General features: G+C 72.3%; 17 protein-coding genes. 5 read left to right on the forward strand and 12 right to left on the reverse strand.

Going from position 1 to position 18089, the window contains the following annotated elements; genetic code table 11:
- Positions 1-25: 25 nt before the first annotated feature.
- A complete protein-coding gene (locus tag ACIRO3_RS19955; protein ID WP_404138413.1) occupies positions 26-1420 on the reverse strand; it encodes an MFS transporter in 1395 nt (464 codons plus the stop codon).
- Positions 1421-1990: 570 nt separating this feature from the next.
- Between ACIRO3_RS19955 and ACIRO3_RS19960 the strand changes: the two genes are divergently transcribed.
- The 5 genes from ACIRO3_RS19960 to ACIRO3_RS19980 all read left to right on the forward strand — a co-directional run bounded on the left by ACIRO3_RS19960 (position 1991) and on the right by ACIRO3_RS19980 (position 6398).
- Positions 1991-2827: an SAM hydroxide adenosyltransferase gene (locus ACIRO3_RS19960; protein WP_361782317.1), complete on the forward strand. Its 837-nt coding sequence runs from the start codon at positions 1991-1993 to the stop codon at positions 2825-2827.
- Positions 2828-3035: 208 nt separating this feature from the next.
- Complete coding sequence (locus tag ACIRO3_RS19965) at positions 3036-3905, forward strand: ABC transporter substrate-binding protein (RefSeq protein WP_361782320.1); 870 nt, start codon at positions 3036-3038, stop codon at positions 3903-3905.
- A gap of 10 nt (positions 3906-3915) precedes the next feature.
- On the forward strand, positions 3916-4815 hold the full coding sequence (locus ACIRO3_RS19970; protein ID WP_404138416.1) for an amino acid ABC transporter permease: 900 nt from the start codon (positions 3916-3918) through the stop codon (positions 4813-4815).
- Positions 4812-5558: an amino acid ABC transporter ATP-binding protein gene (locus ACIRO3_RS19975; protein ID WP_361782326.1), complete on the forward strand. Its 747-nt coding sequence runs from the start codon at positions 4812-4814 to the stop codon at positions 5556-5558. The genes ACIRO3_RS19970 and ACIRO3_RS19975 overlap by 4 nt, the downstream gene beginning before the upstream one ends.
- A 192-nt stretch (positions 5559-5750) precedes the next feature.
- On the forward strand, positions 5751-6398 hold the full coding sequence (locus ACIRO3_RS19980) for a phosphatase PAP2 family protein (RefSeq protein WP_404138420.1): 648 nt from the start codon (positions 5751-5753) through the stop codon (positions 6396-6398).
- Positions 6399-6410: 12 nt separating this feature from the next.
- Here the strand turns inward: ACIRO3_RS19980 and ACIRO3_RS19985 are convergent, their stop codons facing one another.
- The 11 genes from ACIRO3_RS19985 to ACIRO3_RS20035 are packed head-to-tail and all read right to left on the reverse strand — an operon-like array spanning position 6411 to position 18088.
- Entirely contained in the window at positions 6411-7772 is a 1362-nt protein-coding gene (locus ACIRO3_RS19985; protein WP_404138423.1) for a glutamate-1-semialdehyde 2,1-aminomutase, read from the reverse strand.
- A gap of 7 nt (positions 7773-7779) precedes the next feature.
- Positions 7780-8331 (reverse strand): dTDP-4-dehydrorhamnose 3,5-epimerase family protein, encoded by a 552-nt coding sequence (locus ACIRO3_RS19990; RefSeq protein ID WP_404138426.1) that lies wholly within the window; start codon positions 8329-8331, stop codon positions 7780-7782.
- The gene (locus ACIRO3_RS19995; RefSeq protein ID WP_404138430.1) at positions 8328-9560 is read right to left on the reverse strand and encodes a polysaccharide pyruvyl transferase family protein; all 1233 of its coding nucleotides are present in this window, start codon (positions 9558-9560) and stop codon (positions 8328-8330) included. The genes ACIRO3_RS19990 and ACIRO3_RS19995 overlap by 4 nt, the downstream gene beginning before the upstream one ends.
- Positions 9557-10504 carry a glycosyltransferase family 2 protein gene (locus ACIRO3_RS20000; RefSeq protein WP_404138433.1) on the reverse strand — a complete coding sequence of 316 codons (948 nt, stop codon included), beginning with the start codon at positions 10502-10504 and terminating at the stop codon, positions 9557-9559. Before ACIRO3_RS20000 ends, ACIRO3_RS19995 begins: the two co-directional genes overlap by 4 nt.
- Positions 10501-11811, reverse strand: coding sequence for a hypothetical protein (locus ACIRO3_RS20005; protein WP_404138436.1), 1311 nt, complete (start codon positions 11809-11811; stop codon positions 10501-10503). The genes ACIRO3_RS20000 and ACIRO3_RS20005 overlap by 4 nt, the downstream gene beginning before the upstream one ends.
- A 5-nt stretch (positions 11812-11816) precedes the next feature.
- Positions 11817-13100 carry a DUF4910 domain-containing protein gene (locus ACIRO3_RS20010; RefSeq protein ID WP_404138438.1) on the reverse strand — a complete coding sequence of 428 codons (1284 nt, stop codon included), beginning with the start codon at positions 13098-13100 and terminating at the stop codon, positions 11817-11819.
- Positions 13088-14113 (reverse strand): NAD-dependent epimerase/dehydratase family protein, encoded by a 1026-nt coding sequence (locus ACIRO3_RS20015; RefSeq protein ID WP_404138441.1) that lies wholly within the window; start codon positions 14111-14113, stop codon positions 13088-13090. Before ACIRO3_RS20015 ends, ACIRO3_RS20010 begins: the two co-directional genes overlap by 13 nt.
- A gap of 3 nt (positions 14114-14116) precedes the next feature.
- On the reverse strand, positions 14117-14764 hold the full coding sequence (locus ACIRO3_RS20020) for a PIG-L deacetylase family protein (protein ID WP_404138517.1): 648 nt from the start codon (positions 14762-14764) through the stop codon (positions 14117-14119).
- On the reverse strand, positions 14761-15591 hold the full coding sequence (locus tag ACIRO3_RS20025) for a glucose-1-phosphate cytidylyltransferase (protein WP_404138444.1): 831 nt from the start codon (positions 15589-15591) through the stop codon (positions 14761-14763). The genes ACIRO3_RS20020 and ACIRO3_RS20025 overlap by 4 nt, the downstream gene beginning before the upstream one ends.
- Positions 15588-16823, reverse strand: coding sequence for a class I SAM-dependent methyltransferase (locus ACIRO3_RS20030; RefSeq protein WP_404138447.1), 1236 nt, complete (start codon positions 16821-16823; stop codon positions 15588-15590). Before ACIRO3_RS20030 ends, ACIRO3_RS20025 begins: the two co-directional genes overlap by 4 nt.
- Positions 16823-18088 (reverse strand): glycosyltransferase, encoded by a 1266-nt coding sequence (locus tag ACIRO3_RS20035; RefSeq protein ID WP_404138450.1) that lies wholly within the window; start codon positions 18086-18088, stop codon positions 16823-16825. Before ACIRO3_RS20035 ends, ACIRO3_RS20030 begins: the two co-directional genes overlap by 1 nt.
- Position 18089 lies beyond the last annotated feature (1 nt).

Here is an 18089-nt window from a genome sequence, read left to right on the forward strand (position 1 = left end):
AGCTCGGAGGCGGACGCCCGCCCCCTCAGGCGACGTCGGAGGGCCGGCCGGCCCGGGCGGGCGGGCGCGGCTGCTCCGGTGCGCGGCCGCCGGCGGGTGTCGCGAGGTCCCGGCCCCGGGTCTCCTTGGCGAGGGCCACGGTGAGGGTGGTGACGGCGGCGGCCGCGCACAGGTACACGGAGACCGGCAGCGAGGAGTCGTAGTCCTTCAGGAGCTCGACGGCGATGATCGGAGCCAGCGCCCCCGCGACGATCGAGGCGAGTTGGGAGCCCATCGAGGCGCCGGAATAGCGGACCTTGGTGTCGAACATCTCCGAGATGAAGGCGGCCTGCGGGCCGTACATCGCGCCGTGCAGCAGCAGGCCGACCGTCACCGCCACCGTGATCACCAGGAACGACCGGGAGTCCACCAGGGCGAAGAAGGCGAACGCCCACAGGGCCATTCCCACCGAGCCGACCAACGTCACCGGCCGACGCCCGACACGGTCCGACAGCGCGCCCCACGCGGGGATGGTGACGAAGTGGACGGCGGAGCCGATCAGCACGGCGCTCAACGCCGTGCCCTTGGGCAACCCGAGGTGAGTGGTCACGTAGACCAGGAGGAAGGAGGTCAGGACGTAGTACGAGATGTTCTCGCCGAACCGGGTCCCGATCGCCGTGAGGACCTCGCGCCAACTCCTGCGGAACACCTCGACCACGGGGGCCGTCTCCGCGACCGCGCCGGACACCCGGGCCTCGGCCGCGGCCTTCGCCTGCGCGGCGAGGAAGACCGGGGACTCGGAAACCGAGATGCGGATCCACAGACCGGCGATCACCAGCACCCCCGACAGGAGGAACGGGATCCGCCAACCCCAGGCGAGGAAGGCCGCCTCGGACTGCACGGAGGCGAGCAGCGCCAGCACGCCGGTGGCCAACAGGTTCCCGCCGGGCGCCCCCGACTGCGGCCACGACGCCCAGAAACCGCGGTGCTCGTCGCCGCCGTGCTCGGAGACGATCAGCACGGCACCGCCCCACTCGCCGCCCAACGCGAAGCCCTGCACGAGCCGCAGGAGGGTGAGCAGGACGGGCGCACCGACCCCGATGGTCGCGTACGTGGGCAACAGCCCCATGGCGAAGGTGGCCCCGCCCATCAGGAGCAGGCTGAGCACGAGCAGCTTCTTGCGTCCGACCTTGTCGCCGAAGTGCCCGAAGACGACCCCGCCGAGCGGCCGCGCGAGGAAACCGATGGCGTAGGTGACGAACGCGATCAGCGTTCCGGTCAGCGGGTCCGCGGTGGGGAAGAAGAGCTTGTTGAAGACGAGGGCGGCGGCGCTTCCGTAGAGGAAGAAGTCGTACCACTCGATGGTGGTGCCGATCAGGCTGGCCGCGACGATCTTTCTGATGCCGGACCGGGCCTGCGGAGCCGCTGCGGGGGAGACCATGTGCACCACTTCCAGGGGCCTGTGGGGACGTACGGTGTCGGCACAACGTAGAAGTCGGCAGGTCGGCGGTACATGTGGGTGGTCCTCACAATCGGGCCCCCTCCTGTGTGCCCGGACGCCACAGCGCCGGCGGTGACGCACCGCTCGCACTCCGTGACGGATCGCGGGAACGCGGGGGTCTCGGAGGTCGGCGGCCCCGGCGGTTCGGCGCGAGCGGGGGCTACTCGGCAGTAGGCGCCGGTGGGGTGATCCGGCCGGCCGCTGCGCGGTGTTCACGTGCCGGACGGTCGTTCCCGACGCTCCCACCTGCTGCTACAGTCCCGTCCATGCAGCACACCACCACCCTCGCCATGATGCGAATGATGCCCCCGCCCCCGGAGGCGCTTCGCTAGCGAAGCCGTGTGCGCACCAGCTGCGACGGACCCTCCGGAAACGGAGGGTCCGTTTTTTGTTGCCCGGACCGGTCCCGGGCCCCGGACGCGGTCGCCCCCGGCCGGTAGATCCGCCGCCCCCGCTCCCCGCCCCCGCCACCCGACCCGCCCGTCACCGACAGAAGGCGAAGTGCCCGTCATGTCCCACCTGCCAGTCGTCGCTCTCACCGACTGCGCCGATCCCAACGCGCTGGCCCGTCAGTCCGCCCGGATCGCCACCCTCTTCGGCGCCACGCCGACGGTCCTGCCGCTCGGCGGACCGGACCCGGAGGGCGCCGCCGCCCTCACCCTGCTCGACCTGCTGCGTTCCACGGACCTGACCGGCGGACCGACCCGGCCGGTGGTCGTCATGGTCAACATCGCCCCGCGGGACGGACACTGGCCCAACGGCGTGCCGTTCTGCTACTTCCGCCACGGGCAGCACCTGGTCATCAGCACCGTGAACCACCGCGTCCTCGCCCCGCTGGTGACCTACCTGGGCCTGGAGGAGGTCCAGGTCACCGACGTCCGTGAGGTGCTGGAGGCCGCTGCCGCCGGTTGGGCGGAGCTGGCGGACGCCGAGGTCGAGGAGATCGTACGGACCCAGTTCCGCAGTCTCTGGTACGTGCCGCTGCTGGCCCGCTGGCTGGCGGACGCCCGCCCCGTTCCCGCGCGGCCGCTGGCGGTGCGGCCGCCCGCCGAGGAGGAGGTGCGGGTCGCCGTCGTGGACAACTTCGGCAACTGCAAGTTGGACCGCCCCGCCGTCGAACTGCCCGGCTACGACGGTGCGGACGGGCTCACCGTCCACAGTCGGCGCGACGGCCGCGGCGTCCGGGTGCGATGTTACGACCGGCTGCCCGACGTCCCGCTCGGTGAGCCCGGGATCACCGTCGGAAGTTCCGGGATCGGTTTCGCCGAGCTGGTCGTTCGCGGTGGCTCGGCAGCCGAGCTGTTCGGCCTGCGCCAGGGCGATCAGGTGTTCCGTCTCGCCGGCTGACATGTGATCAGTGCGTCCCCCCGCGGTGGCCGGCGAGATTGACACCGCGCCGCACCGCCCGGAATGCTGAAACGCATGTCCGGAACCCTCCCGCTGGTACGCCGTCGCCACGTCGACAACGTGCGCTGCGCCGCTGACCTGTGTCGCTGAGCGCACGGCGTCGGCCCGTCTCCAACCCCCCGTTTCGGACCCCTTCGAAGGACCCCTGATGTCCCGCACCCGCACCACCCTCGCGGCTTCCGCCGTCGCCGTCCTCCTGACCGCCGCCGCCTGCGCACCCCAGCCGGAAGGCCCTGCCGGCGCGGCCGGATCCGCCGGCCCCACCTGCACCACCGCCGGCCCCGGCCTCCACAAGAGCGGGCAGTTGACCGTCGCGACCGATTCCCCGGCCTACGCGCCCTGGTTCGACAGCAACACGCCCGCCAACGGGAAGGGCTTCGAAAGCGCGGTCGCCTACGCGGTGGCCGGAAAGCTCGGCTTCGACCGGGACCAGGTGAAGTGGGTCGTCGAACCGTTCGCCCATTCCTACGCGCCCGGGGCGAAGAACTTCGACTTCGACATCAACCAGATCTCCATCACCCCGCAGCGCGCGAAGGCCGTGGACTTCTCGACCAGCTACTACACGGCCGACCAGGCCGTCCTGACGCTCGACGATTCCGGTTACGCGAAGGCCACTTCGCTGGGGCAGCTGAAGGACGCCAGAATCGGCGTCCAGGTCGCCACCACCAGCTACCAGGCGGTACGCGACCAGCTCAAGCCCGCACGCCTGCCGAGCGTCTTCAACACCACCAACGACGAGGTCAACGCACTGAAGAACGGCCAGATCGACGCGATCGTCACCGACCTGCCGACCGTGTTCTACCTCGCCGGCTCGGAGCTGGACAACGCCAAGATCGTCGGCCAGTTCGGCTACGCGGGCGGAACCCCCGAGGAGTTCGGCCTGCTCCTGCCCAAGGGCAGCGCGTACACCCCCTGCGTGAACCAGGCCCTCGGCGCCCTCAAGGCCGACGGCACGCTCGCCAAGCTCACGTCGCAATGGCTGTCCGCCTCGGCGAACGTCCCCGAGCTGAAGCCGTAGCGGGCCGACCGTGGACCTCGTGAAGACGGCCGCGCGGCACGAGCCGGCCGCACCGCCGAACGACACCCACCGACCGAGCGAACGCGAGCTGGAGCGGGAGCGGTACCGCCGCTCCCGCAAACGACGCCACACCTGGATCGCCGCCCTGTGCACCGTGCTCTGCCTCGTGGGGATGGCGGCCGCCGCGGTCGCCTCGCCGGGCTGGGAGCGCGTCCACGGCCTGTTCCTGGACGGCGCCGAGTTCCGGGACGCGTTCCCCGAACTCCTGCGGGCGTTCTGGCTCAACATCCAGATGTTCCTGATCGCCGAAGTGCTGATCCTGGTCCTGGGGTTGCTGATCGCCCTGGTACGGGTGACCCGCGCGCCCGGACTGGCGCCGCTGAGGCTGGCCGCGACCGTCTACGTGGACGTCTTCCGCGGCGTGCCCACCCTGCTCCTGGTCTTCCTCGTCGGATTCGGGCTGCCGGCCCTCAGGCTGCAGGGCACCCCCTCACAGCCCTGGGTGCTCGGAGTGATCGCCCTGGTGCTCTCCTACAGCGCCTACGTCGGCGAAGTGCTGCGCGCCGGACTGAACTCCGTCCACCCCGCACAACGCAACGCCGCGCGGGCCCTGGGGCTCGGCGAACGACAGACCCTGCGGCACGTGGTGCTGCCACAGGCGGTGCGCAACGTCCTGCCGCCCCTGCTCAACGACTTCATCGCCCTGCAGAAGGACACCGCGCTGGTCGCCGTCCTCGGTCCGCTGGAGGCACTGCGGGCCGCGCAGATCAAGGCGGACTACGACTTCAACTACACCCCGTACCTGGGAGCGGCTCTCTTGTTCATCGCGGTGACCATTCCGTTGACCCGCTTCGCCGACCGGCTCCAGCGCCGTGCCGCGCAGCGCACCTGGGCGGAGACGGGCCGATGAGCCGGCCGTTGCTGCGGATCCGCGGCGTACGCAAGCAGTACGGGTCACGTCTCGTCCTGCGCTCGATCGACCTGGACGTCGCCGAGCACCAGGTCGTCTGCCTGATCGGCGGCTCGGGTTCGGGCAAGTCCACGCTGCTGCGCTGCGTGGACCTGCTGGACGTCGTCGACGACGGCACCATCCACCTGGGCGACAGCGAACTGACCGACCCCCGCCTGGATCCCAACGTCGCCCGCCGGCGGATCGGCATCGTCTTCCAGGCCTACAACCTGTTCCCGCACCTGAGCGTGCTGGACAACATCACGCTCGCGCCGCGCCAGGTCCACGGCGTCCCGCGCAAACGGGCCGAGGACTCGGCCCGTGAACTGCTGGCGCGGCTCGGACTCGCCGACAAGGCGAACGAACACCCCGACCGGCTGTCCGGCGGACAGCAACAGCGCGCCGCGATCGCCCGGGCGCTGGCCACCGAGCCTGAGCTGCTCCTCTTCGACGAGATCACCTCGGCACTCGACCCCGAACTGGTGGGCGAGGTCCTCGACGTGGTCGCGGACCTCAAGCAGGGCGGCCTGACCATCCTCATGGCCACGCACGAGATGGGCTTCGCCCGGCAGGTCGCCGATCAGGTCTGCTTCCTGGAGGACGGTGTGATCGTGGAACAGGGCACCGCGGAGCAAGTCCTCACCGCTCCGCGGGAGCGGGCCACGCAGCGCTTCCTCACCCGGGTGCTCGACCGCTCGCAGTGACGTGGTGCGGCGCGACCGCGTCGTTGACTAGGGTGTCGTGGAGTCGCACAGGCCAGGAGCCGCCGTCCGCAGGGCAGTTGGTCGGCCCGTGGGCGGGAAGGACGGGACGGGGGGCTCGCGTTGGATCGTCTGGCCGGAGCGGACCCGGGCGGTGGGCGTGTACCCGGCCGGCCGGCGCCCGGGGCGCTGCCCATGGCGCCCCGCGCGGGGATCGGGCTGATCGCGGTCCTCGCCGCACTGGTGGTCGTCGTCCTCGGGTTCCTGTACGCGGGCCGCAGCGGGCCCGGCACGGTGGACGCGTGGATCCATTCGGTGGTGTATGAGGTGCGACCGTCATGGAGGCGCGTCGCCCTGGCCACGGACTTCCTGGGGGAGCCCGCCGGCGCCGCGATGCTGGTCGCGGCCGTGGTCACGGGCTGCCTGCTGCTCCGAAGTCCGCGCACGGCGGTGCTCGTCGTCGTCGGCGCCGGCGTCACGGTGGTGACGACGACGCTGCTCAAGCATCTGGTGGGACGCACCATCAACGGCGGGTACCTGTCCTACCCGAGCGGGCACACCGCCTTCCTCACCGCGCTCGCCCTCGCCCTCGCGTTGCTCGCGACCGGCCGGCTCGGCCTCGGCCGGACGGCGGGCATGTTGTTCGTGCTCGCCGCGGCGCTGGTCGCCGGCGCCGCCATGGGCTGGGCGCAGGTCGCCCTGGGCGCGCACTATCCGACCGACGTCCTCGGCGGCTGGTGCACCGCGCTGGCGCTGGTACCGGCGACCGCGTGGCTGGTCGACCGGACGGCCGACCGAAGGGCCGCCCGGACGACCAATGCCCTTGACCAGCACACACGCTGACGCCCAGTCACCTCATGCCAGGCGGCGGAACACGGGTTTCACCGGTCGCCCGGCAAGCCAGGGCGTGGGGTCGGTGGCGTCCAGTGCCTTCCGGTACACCGCACACGCCTGCGCCACCACCTCGACGGTGTGATCGATGTCGGTGTCGTCGAGCGCGCTGCTCACCACGAACGACGGGGCCAGCACCCCACCCGTCAGGAGCCCGCGCAGGAACAGGGTGCGGTACCGCTGCGACGGCTGCCGGTTCTCGTCGAGGGTGGCGAAGACCAGGTTGCTGGCACGACCCTTCACGACGACGTGGTCACCGACGCCCGTGGATGCCGCGGCCTCGCGGACCCCGGCGGCCAGCCGCTCGCCGAGGGCGTGCAACCGCGCGGTGATCCCCTCCTCGGCGTACGTGGTCTGCACGGCCATCGCGGCGGCCAGCGAGTGCGTTTCCGCACCGTGCGTGGTGGACAACAGGAACACCCGGTCGCCGGAGTGACGCAGTCCGCCCCGCTCCATCAGGTCGCGGCGCCCGGCCAGCGCCGAGACGGCGAATCCGTTGCCCAGCGCCTTGCCGAACGTGGAGAGGTCGGGGACCACGCCGTACAGGCCCTGGGCGCCCGCCTCGGACCAGCGGAAGCCGGTGATCATCTCGTCGAAGACCATTACGCAGCCGTGCCGGTCGGCCAGCTCGCGCAGGCCCGCGAGGTAGCCGGGCGGCGGCTCGGTGTGGCCGGCGGGCTCGAGGATCAGACAGGCGATCTCGTCCTGGTACCGGGTGAGCAACTCCTCCGTGGCGGCCAGGTCCCCGTAGGGGAACGCCACGGTGAGTTCGTTGGTCGCCGCCGGAATGCCGGCGGACATCGGCGTGGTGCCGATGAACCAGTCGTCGACGGAGAAGAACGGATGGTCGCCGCAGACGGCGACCCGCGCGCGCCCGGTGACGGCCCGGGCGAGGCGCACCGCCGCGGTGGTGGCATCGGAGCCGTTCTTCGCGAACTTCACCATCTCGGCGGTCGGCACCGTGGCCAGGAAGCGTTCTGCGGCCTGGACCTCGACGATGGACGGCCGGACGAAGTTGCCGCCGCGGTCGAGTTCCCGCCGTACCGCCTCGATCACGCGGGGGTGGGCGTGGCCGAGGCTGACCGACCGCAGGCCGGAGCCGTACTCGATGTAGCGGTTGCCGTCGACGTCCCACACGTGGGCACCGCGGCCGTGGCTGATGACGGGAGCCAGGTTCTCGGGGTACTGGTCGTCGCCCTTGGCGTAGGTGTGCGCGCCGCCGGGGATCAGGGCGTGCAGCCGCTCGTTGGCCAGCCGCGAGCGAGGCAGGAGCAACTCCTCGGTGCCCTCGGTGCCTTGGGTGTCTTCGGTGTCTGCTGTGCGCACGCCGACCTCAACCTTCCCGGTGCTTGAGGACCTCGGCGAGGCTCGGCGCCTCCCGGTCCCGCCGGGACATCGACGCGACCGGCAGCGGCCAGGGAATGGCCAGCTCCGGGTCGTCGAAGGCGATCGTCACGTCCTCGGCCGGATCGTGCGGCCGGTCGATCCGGTACGAGGTGTCGGCGGTCTCGGTCAGCGCCTGGAAGCCGTGCGCGCACCCCGCCGGGATGTACAGGGTGGCCTGCGTCTCGCCGGACAGCTCGAAGAAGGCCCGGTCGCGGTAGGTCGGGGAGTCGGGCCGCAGGTCCACGACGACGTCGAAGATCTTCCCGTACGAGCACCGCACCAGCTTGGCCTCGCCCGCGCCGGAGCGCAGGTGCAGGCCGCGCAGCACGCCCCGGACCGAGCGCGACACACTGTCCTGGACGAAGGCGTCCGGGTCGAGGCCCACCGAGCGCACCAGGTCGGCGTCGAGGGTCCGGCAGAAGAAGCCGCGCTCGTCGGCGTACGGCGTCGGTTCGAACAGGTACGCGCCGGCGATCGCCGGGACCTCGGTCGCCTTCATGGGGTCTCCCTCAGGGCGTGGGCGTGGTCGGCCGCCGGGAAGACGGCCGCGGTCAAGGCGGTGAACTGCCGGTCGAGTTGCCGGGCGGCGACCTCGTTCCGCTCGGTGAGGATCCGGCGCAGCTCCGCCGACCTCTTCTCCAGGTCCCGGAACTGTTCGAGCAGCCGGTCGACGTCGACCTCGCGAGCCGGGTGGCAGTAGGCGTCCAGCCCCATCCGGGCCATGAGCGCGTCGCTCTTCGCCGCGTAGCTCAGCGCGAGCGTCGGCGTGCCGACCTTCAGCGCGCAGATCAGGTTGTGGTAGCGGGTCGCCACCACGGAGTCGGCAGCCGCCATCTCCTTCATCAGGTCGGTCAGCGAGGTCGCCTCGGCCGCGGTGACCAGGGGTGAGTCCACCGCGTCGAGGATCGCGGTGACCACCGGCGCGTCGCACGCGTCTCCGGTGAGCAGCCGGACCGGCCTGCCGTCCTCGACCAGTGCGCGGACGAAGCGGGTCGTCCCGTCGAGGTAGCGCCGGTGGATCTCCCCGGCCCGCGCGCGGTCGTCGTCGCCGCCGTGGAAGGCCATGACACCGACGGCGACCGGGCCCGGCGCCGGCGAGGCCGCGCCCGCCCGCGGCGTCGGCAGGGCGAACGCCAGGTCGGGGTGGACCTCGTCGCGCGTGGTGTCCACGCCCATCGCCCGCATCGCGTCCCGGGACGGGGCGTCCCGGTACGACCGGTAGCCGGCCAGCCGCGCCGACCAGCGCACGAGGGCGCGGGTCGGCCGGCTGCCGATCGCGGCGGCCCCGACGCCGACCAGCGCGACCCGGGTGCCCAAGAGCCGGCCGGTCGCGCACAGCAGGAACAGCGAGTACGGGAAGCCCCACGGCCGCAGCGGCAGGGTGGCCTCCAGGACGCCCATGCCCGGAACGATCACCACGTCGTGCCGGCGCACCCAGGCGGCGGTGCGCGGGGCGTCGACGAGCTTGCCCAGTGCCTTCGCCGCGACCGCGCCCGCACGCGACGCGGTCCGGTACTCCCCGCGGTACCAGTGCAGCCGCGTCGCGGGGATGCCGTACCGGGCCGCGACGACCTCGGGCCCGCCGCACAGCGCGTCCACGACCGCCCCCGGGTGCTCGGCGCGCAGGTAGCCGAGGACGGCTTCGAGCGAGCCGTCGTTGCCGAGATTGCCGGAGCCGAGCAGGCCGAACAGCCCCACGCGCACCGGAGTTCCGTCTCCGGAGGTCATGCCCGCCTCCCCTCGCGGCCGGCGACGAGGGCGTCGACGGAGACGGTGAGCAGGGACGGGTCGACCGGGGCGCGGTCCTCGACCCGCTCGCCGGCGCCCGGCCGCAACCGGCTGGTCATCCACGCGGCCAGGTGGCGGTGGCACGCGCGCCGGTCGGCCGGGGACAACGGCGCCCGCCGGATCGCCGAGGCGAAGCCCCAGACGTACTCGGCGAGCAGCCGGGGCGTCGGGTGCAGCAGGCCCGCCCGGCGCGGGTCCAGATTGACGCACCGGGAGCGCTTGGAAGGGTTCGCCCGCTCGGCGCGGGCGGGATGGTCGCGGCGGAAGTACAGCAGCTCCGGCACTTGGTGGAAGGGGCCGTGCAGGGTGATCTCGGCGACGAACGTGCGGTCCGCGTGGTGGTAGCTGTCGTGCGGCTTCACCCGGCGCAGCACGTCCGCCCGCACCACTCCGTAGAAGTCGTCGCCACCGGGCTCGAACAGCAGGCTGCGGAAGCGCTCCGGCGCGTGGGGGGAGTCGGTGGCGAGCCCGTACTCGTACGGGACCGTCACCGTGCCCTCGCCGTCGATGACCGCCTGGGCGCTGTGCGCGAGGATCACGTCCGGCCGCTCGTCCAGCGCCTCCACGCAGCGTCGCAGCAGGTCCCGGGCGTACAGGTCGTCGTGCGAGGCCCACTTGAACAGTTCGCCGCGGCACTCGGTGAACACGTGGTTGTGGTTCGGCGCCGCGCCGACGTTCCGGGGCAGCCTGAGGTACCGGACGCGTGAGTCCCGGGCGGCGTACCGGCGGCAGATGTCCCGGGTCCCGTCGGTCGAGGCGTTGTCGGAGACGACCAGCTCGAAGTCCTCGTAGGTCTGGCCGAGCAGGGCGTCGAGCGACTCCGCCAGGTACTCCTCGCCGTTGTGGACGGGCAGGCCGATGCTCAGCCGAGGTCGGGTGGTCATGATGTCCTCACTTCGCGAAGGTGGTCGTGGTGGCGTTCACGCAGGGCGGACCGCAGGTGCAGCCACCACACGGCCGAGCCGCAGACCGTCGCGGCGGCGACGCCCCAGGCCGAGCCGACCGTGCCGGCCACGGCGGCCCCGCCGAGGCCGCCGCCGACATAGCAGGCGGAGGCGAACAGCTGGCAGCGCAGGCCGCGCCGCGCCGCGGCGAGCGCGCGCAGTCCCGCCGCCGCGCCGCTGCCGAGGCCGGCGCCCGCGACACCGAGCGTGGCCGGCACGATGAGTTGCGAGGCGGAATGCCAGACGCCGCCCAGTACGAGTTCGCCGAGCCGGTCCGGGACCAGCAGCAGCGCCGCGCCCCAGAGCAGCGCGGCGGCGGCCTGCCCGCCGCCCAGGGCGAGACAGAACGGGCCCAGCCGGTGCGGGGCCTGTCGCAGCACCCGCGCCGCCTCGGCGACGGTGACCAGCGACAGCCCCATCAGCAGGGCGAGGAAGGGGCCGAGCAGCAGTTCCGCGCCCCGGACCGCCCCCACCGCGCCGACTCCGACGATCGCACCGAGTCCGTACGCCCGCAGCTGGCTCGCGCCGCTGAGGCTGACGTTCTCGACCAGGTACCGGTAGCCGAGATCGCGCTGCTCATGGAGCCACCCGGGCGCCCGGGTCGGCCGGGGCCGCATGCCGGACTGGAAGCAGCCGTACGCCGCGGCCACCGCGGCGGACGCGCCCCAGGCGAGCACGAAAGCGGCCACACTGCCCACACGGGCCGCCACCACCATGGCCGGGACGAGTGCGACGCCCCACACGAGGTCGTTGGCGAAGGCCTTGTGGCCGGCGCCGGCGGCGAAGAACGCGAACCGCCAGGCGTCCTGGAGCAACAGCGCCGGCAGCACGACGCCCAGGCAGGCGAACGCCGGACCCACGCTGCCGCCCAGGCCGAGCCCCACCAGCAGACACACCACGCCGAGGACGGTGCCGACGCTGAGTGCGGCCCCCGACGAACGGGCCGCCGCCGTCCGCCAGGAGGATTGCGGAGCGCCGCTGAAACGGACCACGAGCGGGTCGGTGGCCAGCCCGCGCGCGACGTTGAGCACCACGCCGTAGGTCAGCCAGGCCAGGCTGAACACGCCGAACGCGGTCAGCCCCAGTGAGCGTGCCACGTAGATGCCCACCGCGAAGTTGGTCATGCTGGAGGCCGCCTGGTCGGCCAGCCCCCAGGACAGCCGGCCGACGATGGCCCGCTTGGCGGACCGCCGGGCGTCTTCGCCCCGGGCTGCCGGTGTCGTCGTCTTCTCCCCCTCGGTGGTCATCGGTGTCACGCTTTGATCAGCCCGGCGTCGCACAGGGCGTCGGCCGCGGCGACGACGGTGTCGAACGGCAACCCGGACCGTTCGCAGACGTCCAGCAGACCGTGCTCGCCGTCGGAGAGGCTGAGCACCCAGAGCATGGCCATCTGGGCCTGCTTCGCGTCGCTGCGGCCGCCCAGCGACGCGTACAACCCGCGCCGCCCCAACTGCGGCTCGCCGTAGGGGCTGAGGTTGAGGTAGCGCCGATTGCGGTCGAGCACGGCGAACGCCTCCCGGCAGACGGCGAGCGTGTCCGCCATCGCCTCCGGGAAGACGAATTCCGGGTTGTCCGCCGAGGTGTGGTACTCGGGGTAGCCCGCGTACGGGGTCCGGCTGAGCGAACCCACGCCGAGGTCGAACCCCGGCGAGCAGAACTGCCGCTCGTCGTAGCCGTACGGAGTGAACTCGGCTATGTGGTGCGGGCGTTCGGAGGCGGCCAGCACGTGCCGCAGCACCCGGTCGATCTCCGCGTCGCCGCGCCTGCTCTGCTTGTACGTCAGCCGGCCCGAGTCGCCCGCGCAGGCCAACACCACCCCGTGCCTGACCCGTTCGATCCGCTCCGCGTTGCGGGCCAGCCAGGTGATCGCCCCGATGGTGCCGGGCGCGAAGAGGAACCGGTAGGTGTAGTACGGTCTCCGCTCCGACAGCTCCCGGGCCAGGAACGTGGCCACCGCGATCCCGGCCAGGTTGTCGTTGGCCAACGACGGGTGGCACACGTGGCAGGAGACGATCACCTCGTCGGCGACCTGTCCGGGGATCACGTGCTCGGCGTAGGTGAGGTGGCCGTCCGCGAGCGTGGAGTCGACGCGCACCTCGTAGTCGCCGTCCGGCAGCGCGTCCAGGGTCTCCTGGGCCAGGCAGAACCCCCAATCGGGTGTGTAGTAGCTGGTGCGGTACGGCACCAGACTCGGTTGCTCCGGCAGGGTGTGCAGGTGTTTCCGCAGTTCGGACAGCGGCATCGTCGCCGACACCGGCACGCTGTAGCCCAGCACGTGCAGATTGGACGCGGCGAAGTCGACGACCCGGCGGCCGGTGGCGTCGGCGACGTACGCGTCCCGGATGTTCCACTCCTGCGGCACCGTCCAGTCGAGGACCCGCGTCCCGGTCGGCACCTCGTGCACCTGGAGCGGGATGTACTCGCCGACGATCTCCAGCGTGGCGCGCACGCCGTCGCCGGTGATGCTCCGGCACAGCGGGTACAGCCGCCGCACCAGCGCGTGCATCTCCTCGCCGGCCCCGGTCATCGGCGCCACCGCAGGGTGTCGTCGACGGCGCCGGCCTCGGACGCGGCGCGCAGCACGGCCAGCCGGGTGAACCGCCGCTCGAAGTCCGCCCGCGTCAGCCCGTGTTCGCGGTAGGCGTCGGCGAGTTCGAGCGCGCCCCGCTTCACCGTCCACTCGCAGTCGAAGCCGGGCACGGCGGCGCGGAACCGGGAGAAGTCCACCCGGTAGGACCGCGGGTCGGCGCCGGTCTCCCCGGTGATCACCACCTTCGAGCCGTCCACCGCCTCGGCGACCTGCTCGGCGATCTCGGCGACCGTGACGTTGTTGGTCTCACTGCCGATGTTGAACGCCCGGTCGTGCACCGCCTCGCGCGGCGCGGTCAGCGCGGCCACGAAGGCCCGCGCGATGTCGGCGGCGTGCACCAGCGGGCGCCAGGGAGTGCCGTCGGAGAGCACCAGCACCTCACCGGACAGCAGCGCGTGGCCCACCAGGTTGTTCAGCACGATGTCGGCGCGCAGCCGGGGCGAGTAGCCGAACGCGGTGGCGTTGCGCATGAACACCGGGCTGAAGTCGCCGTCGGACAGCGCGTGCAGGTCGTCCTCCACCCGCACCTTGGACTCCGCGTACGGCGTCACCGGACGCAGCGGGGCGTCCTCGGTCACCAGGTCGTCCCCGCCGGCGGCGCCGTAGACGGAGCAGGTCGACGCGTACAGGAAGCGTCGCACCCCGGCGCCGCGGGCCAGCTCCGCCAGTCGCACGGAGGCGTGGTGGTTGATGTCGTAGGTGAGCTCCGGCGCCAGCGATCCCAGCGGGTCGTTGGACAGCGCGGCCAGATGGATCACGGCGTCCACCCCGGCCACGTGGTCGGCCGTGACGTCGCGCAGGTCCACCCGCGACCCCGGCGGGTCCGCGGGCATCGGGCCCAGCACGCAGTCGGCGAACAGGCCGGCGTCGAGACCGACGACCTCGTGCCCGGCGGCCGCGAGGACCGGGGCCATCACGGTGCCCAGGTAGCCCTGGTGTCCGGTCAGCAGTACGCGCAAGGTTCATTCCCCCAGGTCGAGAGTGAGTTTGGTGACGGCGAACGCCTCGGCGTAGCGCGCGTTGCTTTCGATGCCCCGGATCCGGGCCAGCCCGAGGAAGGCCTCCCGGTCGTACCAGGGCCGGTGCCGCTGCGAGGGGTAGTGCTCCTGCAGCAGCCGCACCTTCTGTTCGGCGATCTCCGGCGACAGCGGCTGGTAGGCCGCCGGGCGGCCCAGATCGCCGTCCCACTTGACGATCTCGTAGCCGAGGACGAGGTGGTCGCGGTACGCGGTGGTCACCAGCCCCGCCAACCCGCGGTGATCCTGGTGCGCGTCATCGGTACGCGGGGCGAGCACCAGGTCCGGGTCGGTCCGGCCGCGCAGTTCCTCGATCGCGGCCTTCGCCTCGTCCCAGTGCGCGGGCAGCCGCCCGTCCGGCAGCTTGAGCACGGTCAGCCGCAGGTCGGCGCCCGGGCAGAAGGCGGCGAGCGCGGCCTGCTCCTCCTGCTCCCGATCGCCGCCACCGCCGGACAGCACCAGCACGTCGACCCGCAGGCCCGGCCGCGCCCGGCACAACGTGAGCAGCGTGCCGCCGGCGCCGATGGCGATGTCGTCGCAGTGCGCGCCCACCGCGACGATCCGGGCCAGCCGCCCGGTCCCGAGCCGGATCACGCGGTCCACGCCCGGACGCCGCCCCTGCCGCAGGTCGCGCCCGCCCCCGCGCCGTCCCGTTCCCACACGGCCCACGGGCGGTCGCCGACGGCGTAGGCGGCGTCGAGCGCGGCCCGCTCCTTCACGGTGTCGGTGGGCTTCCAGAAGCCGCGGTGCCGGTGCGCCACGAGCCGCCCCTCCTTCGCCAACCGGCCGCATCCATCGGCGACCAGGTCACCGTTCTCCGGTATGTGGTCGAAGACCTCCTGGCGGAGCACGAAGTAGCCGCCGTTCTCCCACAACGGCATGTCGCTCACCGCGGTGATGCCCCCCACCAGGCCGTCCTCTCCCAACTCCACACAGTGGAACGAGGACTGCGGCGGCACCACCATCATCGACGCACCGGCGTCGCGCCGCGAGAAGGAGTCGATCATCTCCGGCAGCGGGGCGTCGGTGAGTACGTCGGCGTAGTTGGCGAGGAACATCTCGTCGCCGTCCAGGTGATGCCGCACCCGGCGCAGCCGCTCCCCGATCGGCGACTCGATGCCCGTCTGTACGAACGTGATCGTCCAGGAGGCCATGTCGGTGGACAACAGCTCGGTCCGCCCGCCCCGCAGCACGAAGTCGTTGGACGTCGTCTCCTCGTAGTTGAGGAAGAAGTCCTTGATGTGGTGCGCCCCGTACCCCAGGCACAGGATGAACTCCGTGTGTCCGAAGTACGCGTAGTAGCGCATGACGTGCCAGATCAGCGGCCGGGGGCCGACCATCGCCATCGGCTTGGGCACGTCGTCGGAGGTTCCGCTGCGCATCCGCAGCCCGTAACCGCCGCAGAACAGTACGACCTTCACGGCTTGACCTCCACGATGCTCAGTTCCGGGATGGGAAAGACCAGACGTCCGCCCCAGGCGTGCACGAAGGACAGTTGCTCGACCAGTTCGTCCCGCAGGTTCCACGGGAGGACGAGCACGTAGTCCGGTCGGTCGATGTCGATCTGCTCGGGCGACAGGATCGGGATGCGGGTGCCCGGGGTGAACCTGCCGTGCTTGTAGGGATTGCGGTCGACGGTGTACGGGAGCAGGTCGGGGCTGATGCCGCAGTGGTTGAGCAGGGTGTTGCCCTTGCCCGGGGCGCCGTAGCCGACGACCGTCTCGCCGCGTTCGGCCGCGTCGATGAGGAACCGCAGGAGGTCCCGGCGGACCTTGGCCACCCGATCGGAGAACTCGGTGTACCCGGACAGGTCCTGCAACCCGGCGGCCTTCTCCCGGTCCAACACCTCGGCCACCCGCCGGGTCGGCTCGCCGGCCACCTCGGTCGGCCGGGCCCACAGCCGGATCGAGCCGCCGTGCGTGGGCAGCGACTCGACGTCCACGAGGGCGAGTCCGCCGCTCGACAGCGCCCGGATCGCGGACGCGACCGTGTAGTACTGGAAGTGCTCGTGGTAGATCGTGTCGTACTGGTTCTCCTCGATCAGGGACAGCAGGTGCTGCACCTCGACGGAGACCCAGCCGTCGTCGGCGACCAGGGCGCGCAGCCCCCGGGTGAACCCGACCACGTCGGGGATGTGCGCGTACACGTTGTTGGCCACGACCAGGTCCGCCGGACCGTGCTCGGCGCGGACGGCCGATCCGGTGGCCGGGTCCAGGAACTCCGTGAGCGTGGGCACGCCCGCCTCCCGCGCCGCGGCGCCGACGTTCACCGACGGCTCGATGCCGAGACAGCGGACCCCCCGCTCCACCATGTGCCGCAGGAGGTACCCGTCGTTGCTCGCGACCTCGACCACGAACGCGTCGGGGCCGAGGGCAAGGCGCTGTACGGCGTCGGCGACGAAGGTGCGCGCGTGCTCCACCCAGGAGGTCGAGTAGGAGGAGAAGTACGCGTACTGCGTGAAGGTCTCCTCCGGCGTGATCAGCGGAGGGATCTGCGCGAGCCAACAGTCGGTGCAGACCCGCAGGTGCAGCGGGTACGCCGGCTCCGGCCGGTCCAGTTCGTCCGCGGCGAGAAAGCTCTCGCACGGCGGGGTCGCCCCCAGGTCGACGACGCTCGCCAGCGTCGCCGAGCCGCAGAGTCGGCATCGTGTCATCAACTGCCCCCATCCCTGCCCGCGCGGGTCTCCCGCGGCGAGCCTCCTTTTCCGACCGGCGGCGCGTCCTGCCCGCCGCCGTACCGCACCGCGATCGCGGTGCGGTACCCCTCCACCAGGCGCTCCAGCCCGACGGCCGGGCTGAACCCCTCCTCGTAACGGCGCCGGGCGGCCCGCCCCATCGCCCGGTTGCGGTCCGCGTCGGCCGTGATCCGGCGCATGCAGGCCGCGAGCGAGGCGGGCTCGCCCGGCCGGTGGAGCAGACCGCTCACCCCGTCCTCGACGAGTTCGACGAAGGCGCCGTGACCGGCGGCGACGGCCGGAACCCCCGCCGCCATCGCCTCCACCACCACCAGGCCGAACGCCTCCAGCCACGTCGAGGGAGCCACCACGGCGACCGACCGCGCGATGGCCTGCCGGCACTGGGCCTGGTCGTACAGGCCGACGTACCGCACGTCGTCCCGGCCCGCCGCCCAGGCGGTCACCTCCCGCTCCAGCGGCCCCGAGCCGGCGATCACGAGCGGCACGCCCACACCGCCGCCGGCGGCGAGCTCGTCCCAGGCGGCCATGAGCAGCCGTACGCCCTTGGCCTCCGCGAGCCGGCCGAGATGGAGAAGGTGCTCGCCGTCGCCGGTTCTGACGGTGCCCGGTTCGGGCACGAAGTTGTGTTTCACGACCAGCCGATCGGCCGGCATGCCGGCCCGCACCAGGACGTCGCGCTGCGCGCCCGAGATGCAGAAGAACCGCTCCACACCGGACCACCACCGCCGCCGGTTGACCGACAGGCTCACCGCGAGCGGCACCGTCGCCGGCCGGGAGTTCCGGTAGCAGCCGTGGCGGACGGCCGGCAGCGGCGCCGCCCCGACGCACTCGGTACACGGCCGGCCGGCCCGCTGGAGCGTGCCGGGCGGGCAGACCTGGGTGTAGTTGTGCAAGGTGGCGACGGCGGGCACACCGGCGTCGGCGCAGGCGGCCAGCACCGCGGGCGACAGGAGCGGAAAGACGTTGTGGACGTGCACCACGTCCGGCCGCTCGCCGCGGAGCCGGGCGGCGAGTTCCGCGCGGACCGCCGGGTTCCACGGCACGAGGAACGGCAGCGCGGCCTTGGAGACCAGGGACCGGGCGGCGATGTCGTCGCTGCGCCGCTCGAACACCTCGACCCGGTGGCCGGCCTCGCGCAGGAGCTCCACCTCCTGGTCGACGACCTTGTTCTCACCACTGGGCTGCGCCGAGGCGTAGCGGTTGTGCACCACGAGGACGTGCATG

Origin of the sequence: Streptomyces sp. NPDC102278 (genome assembly GCF_044766345.1) — a bacterium.
In the GTDB taxonomy this organism is placed as follows: domain Bacteria; phylum Actinomycetota; class Actinomycetes; order Streptomycetales; family Streptomycetaceae; genus Streptomyces.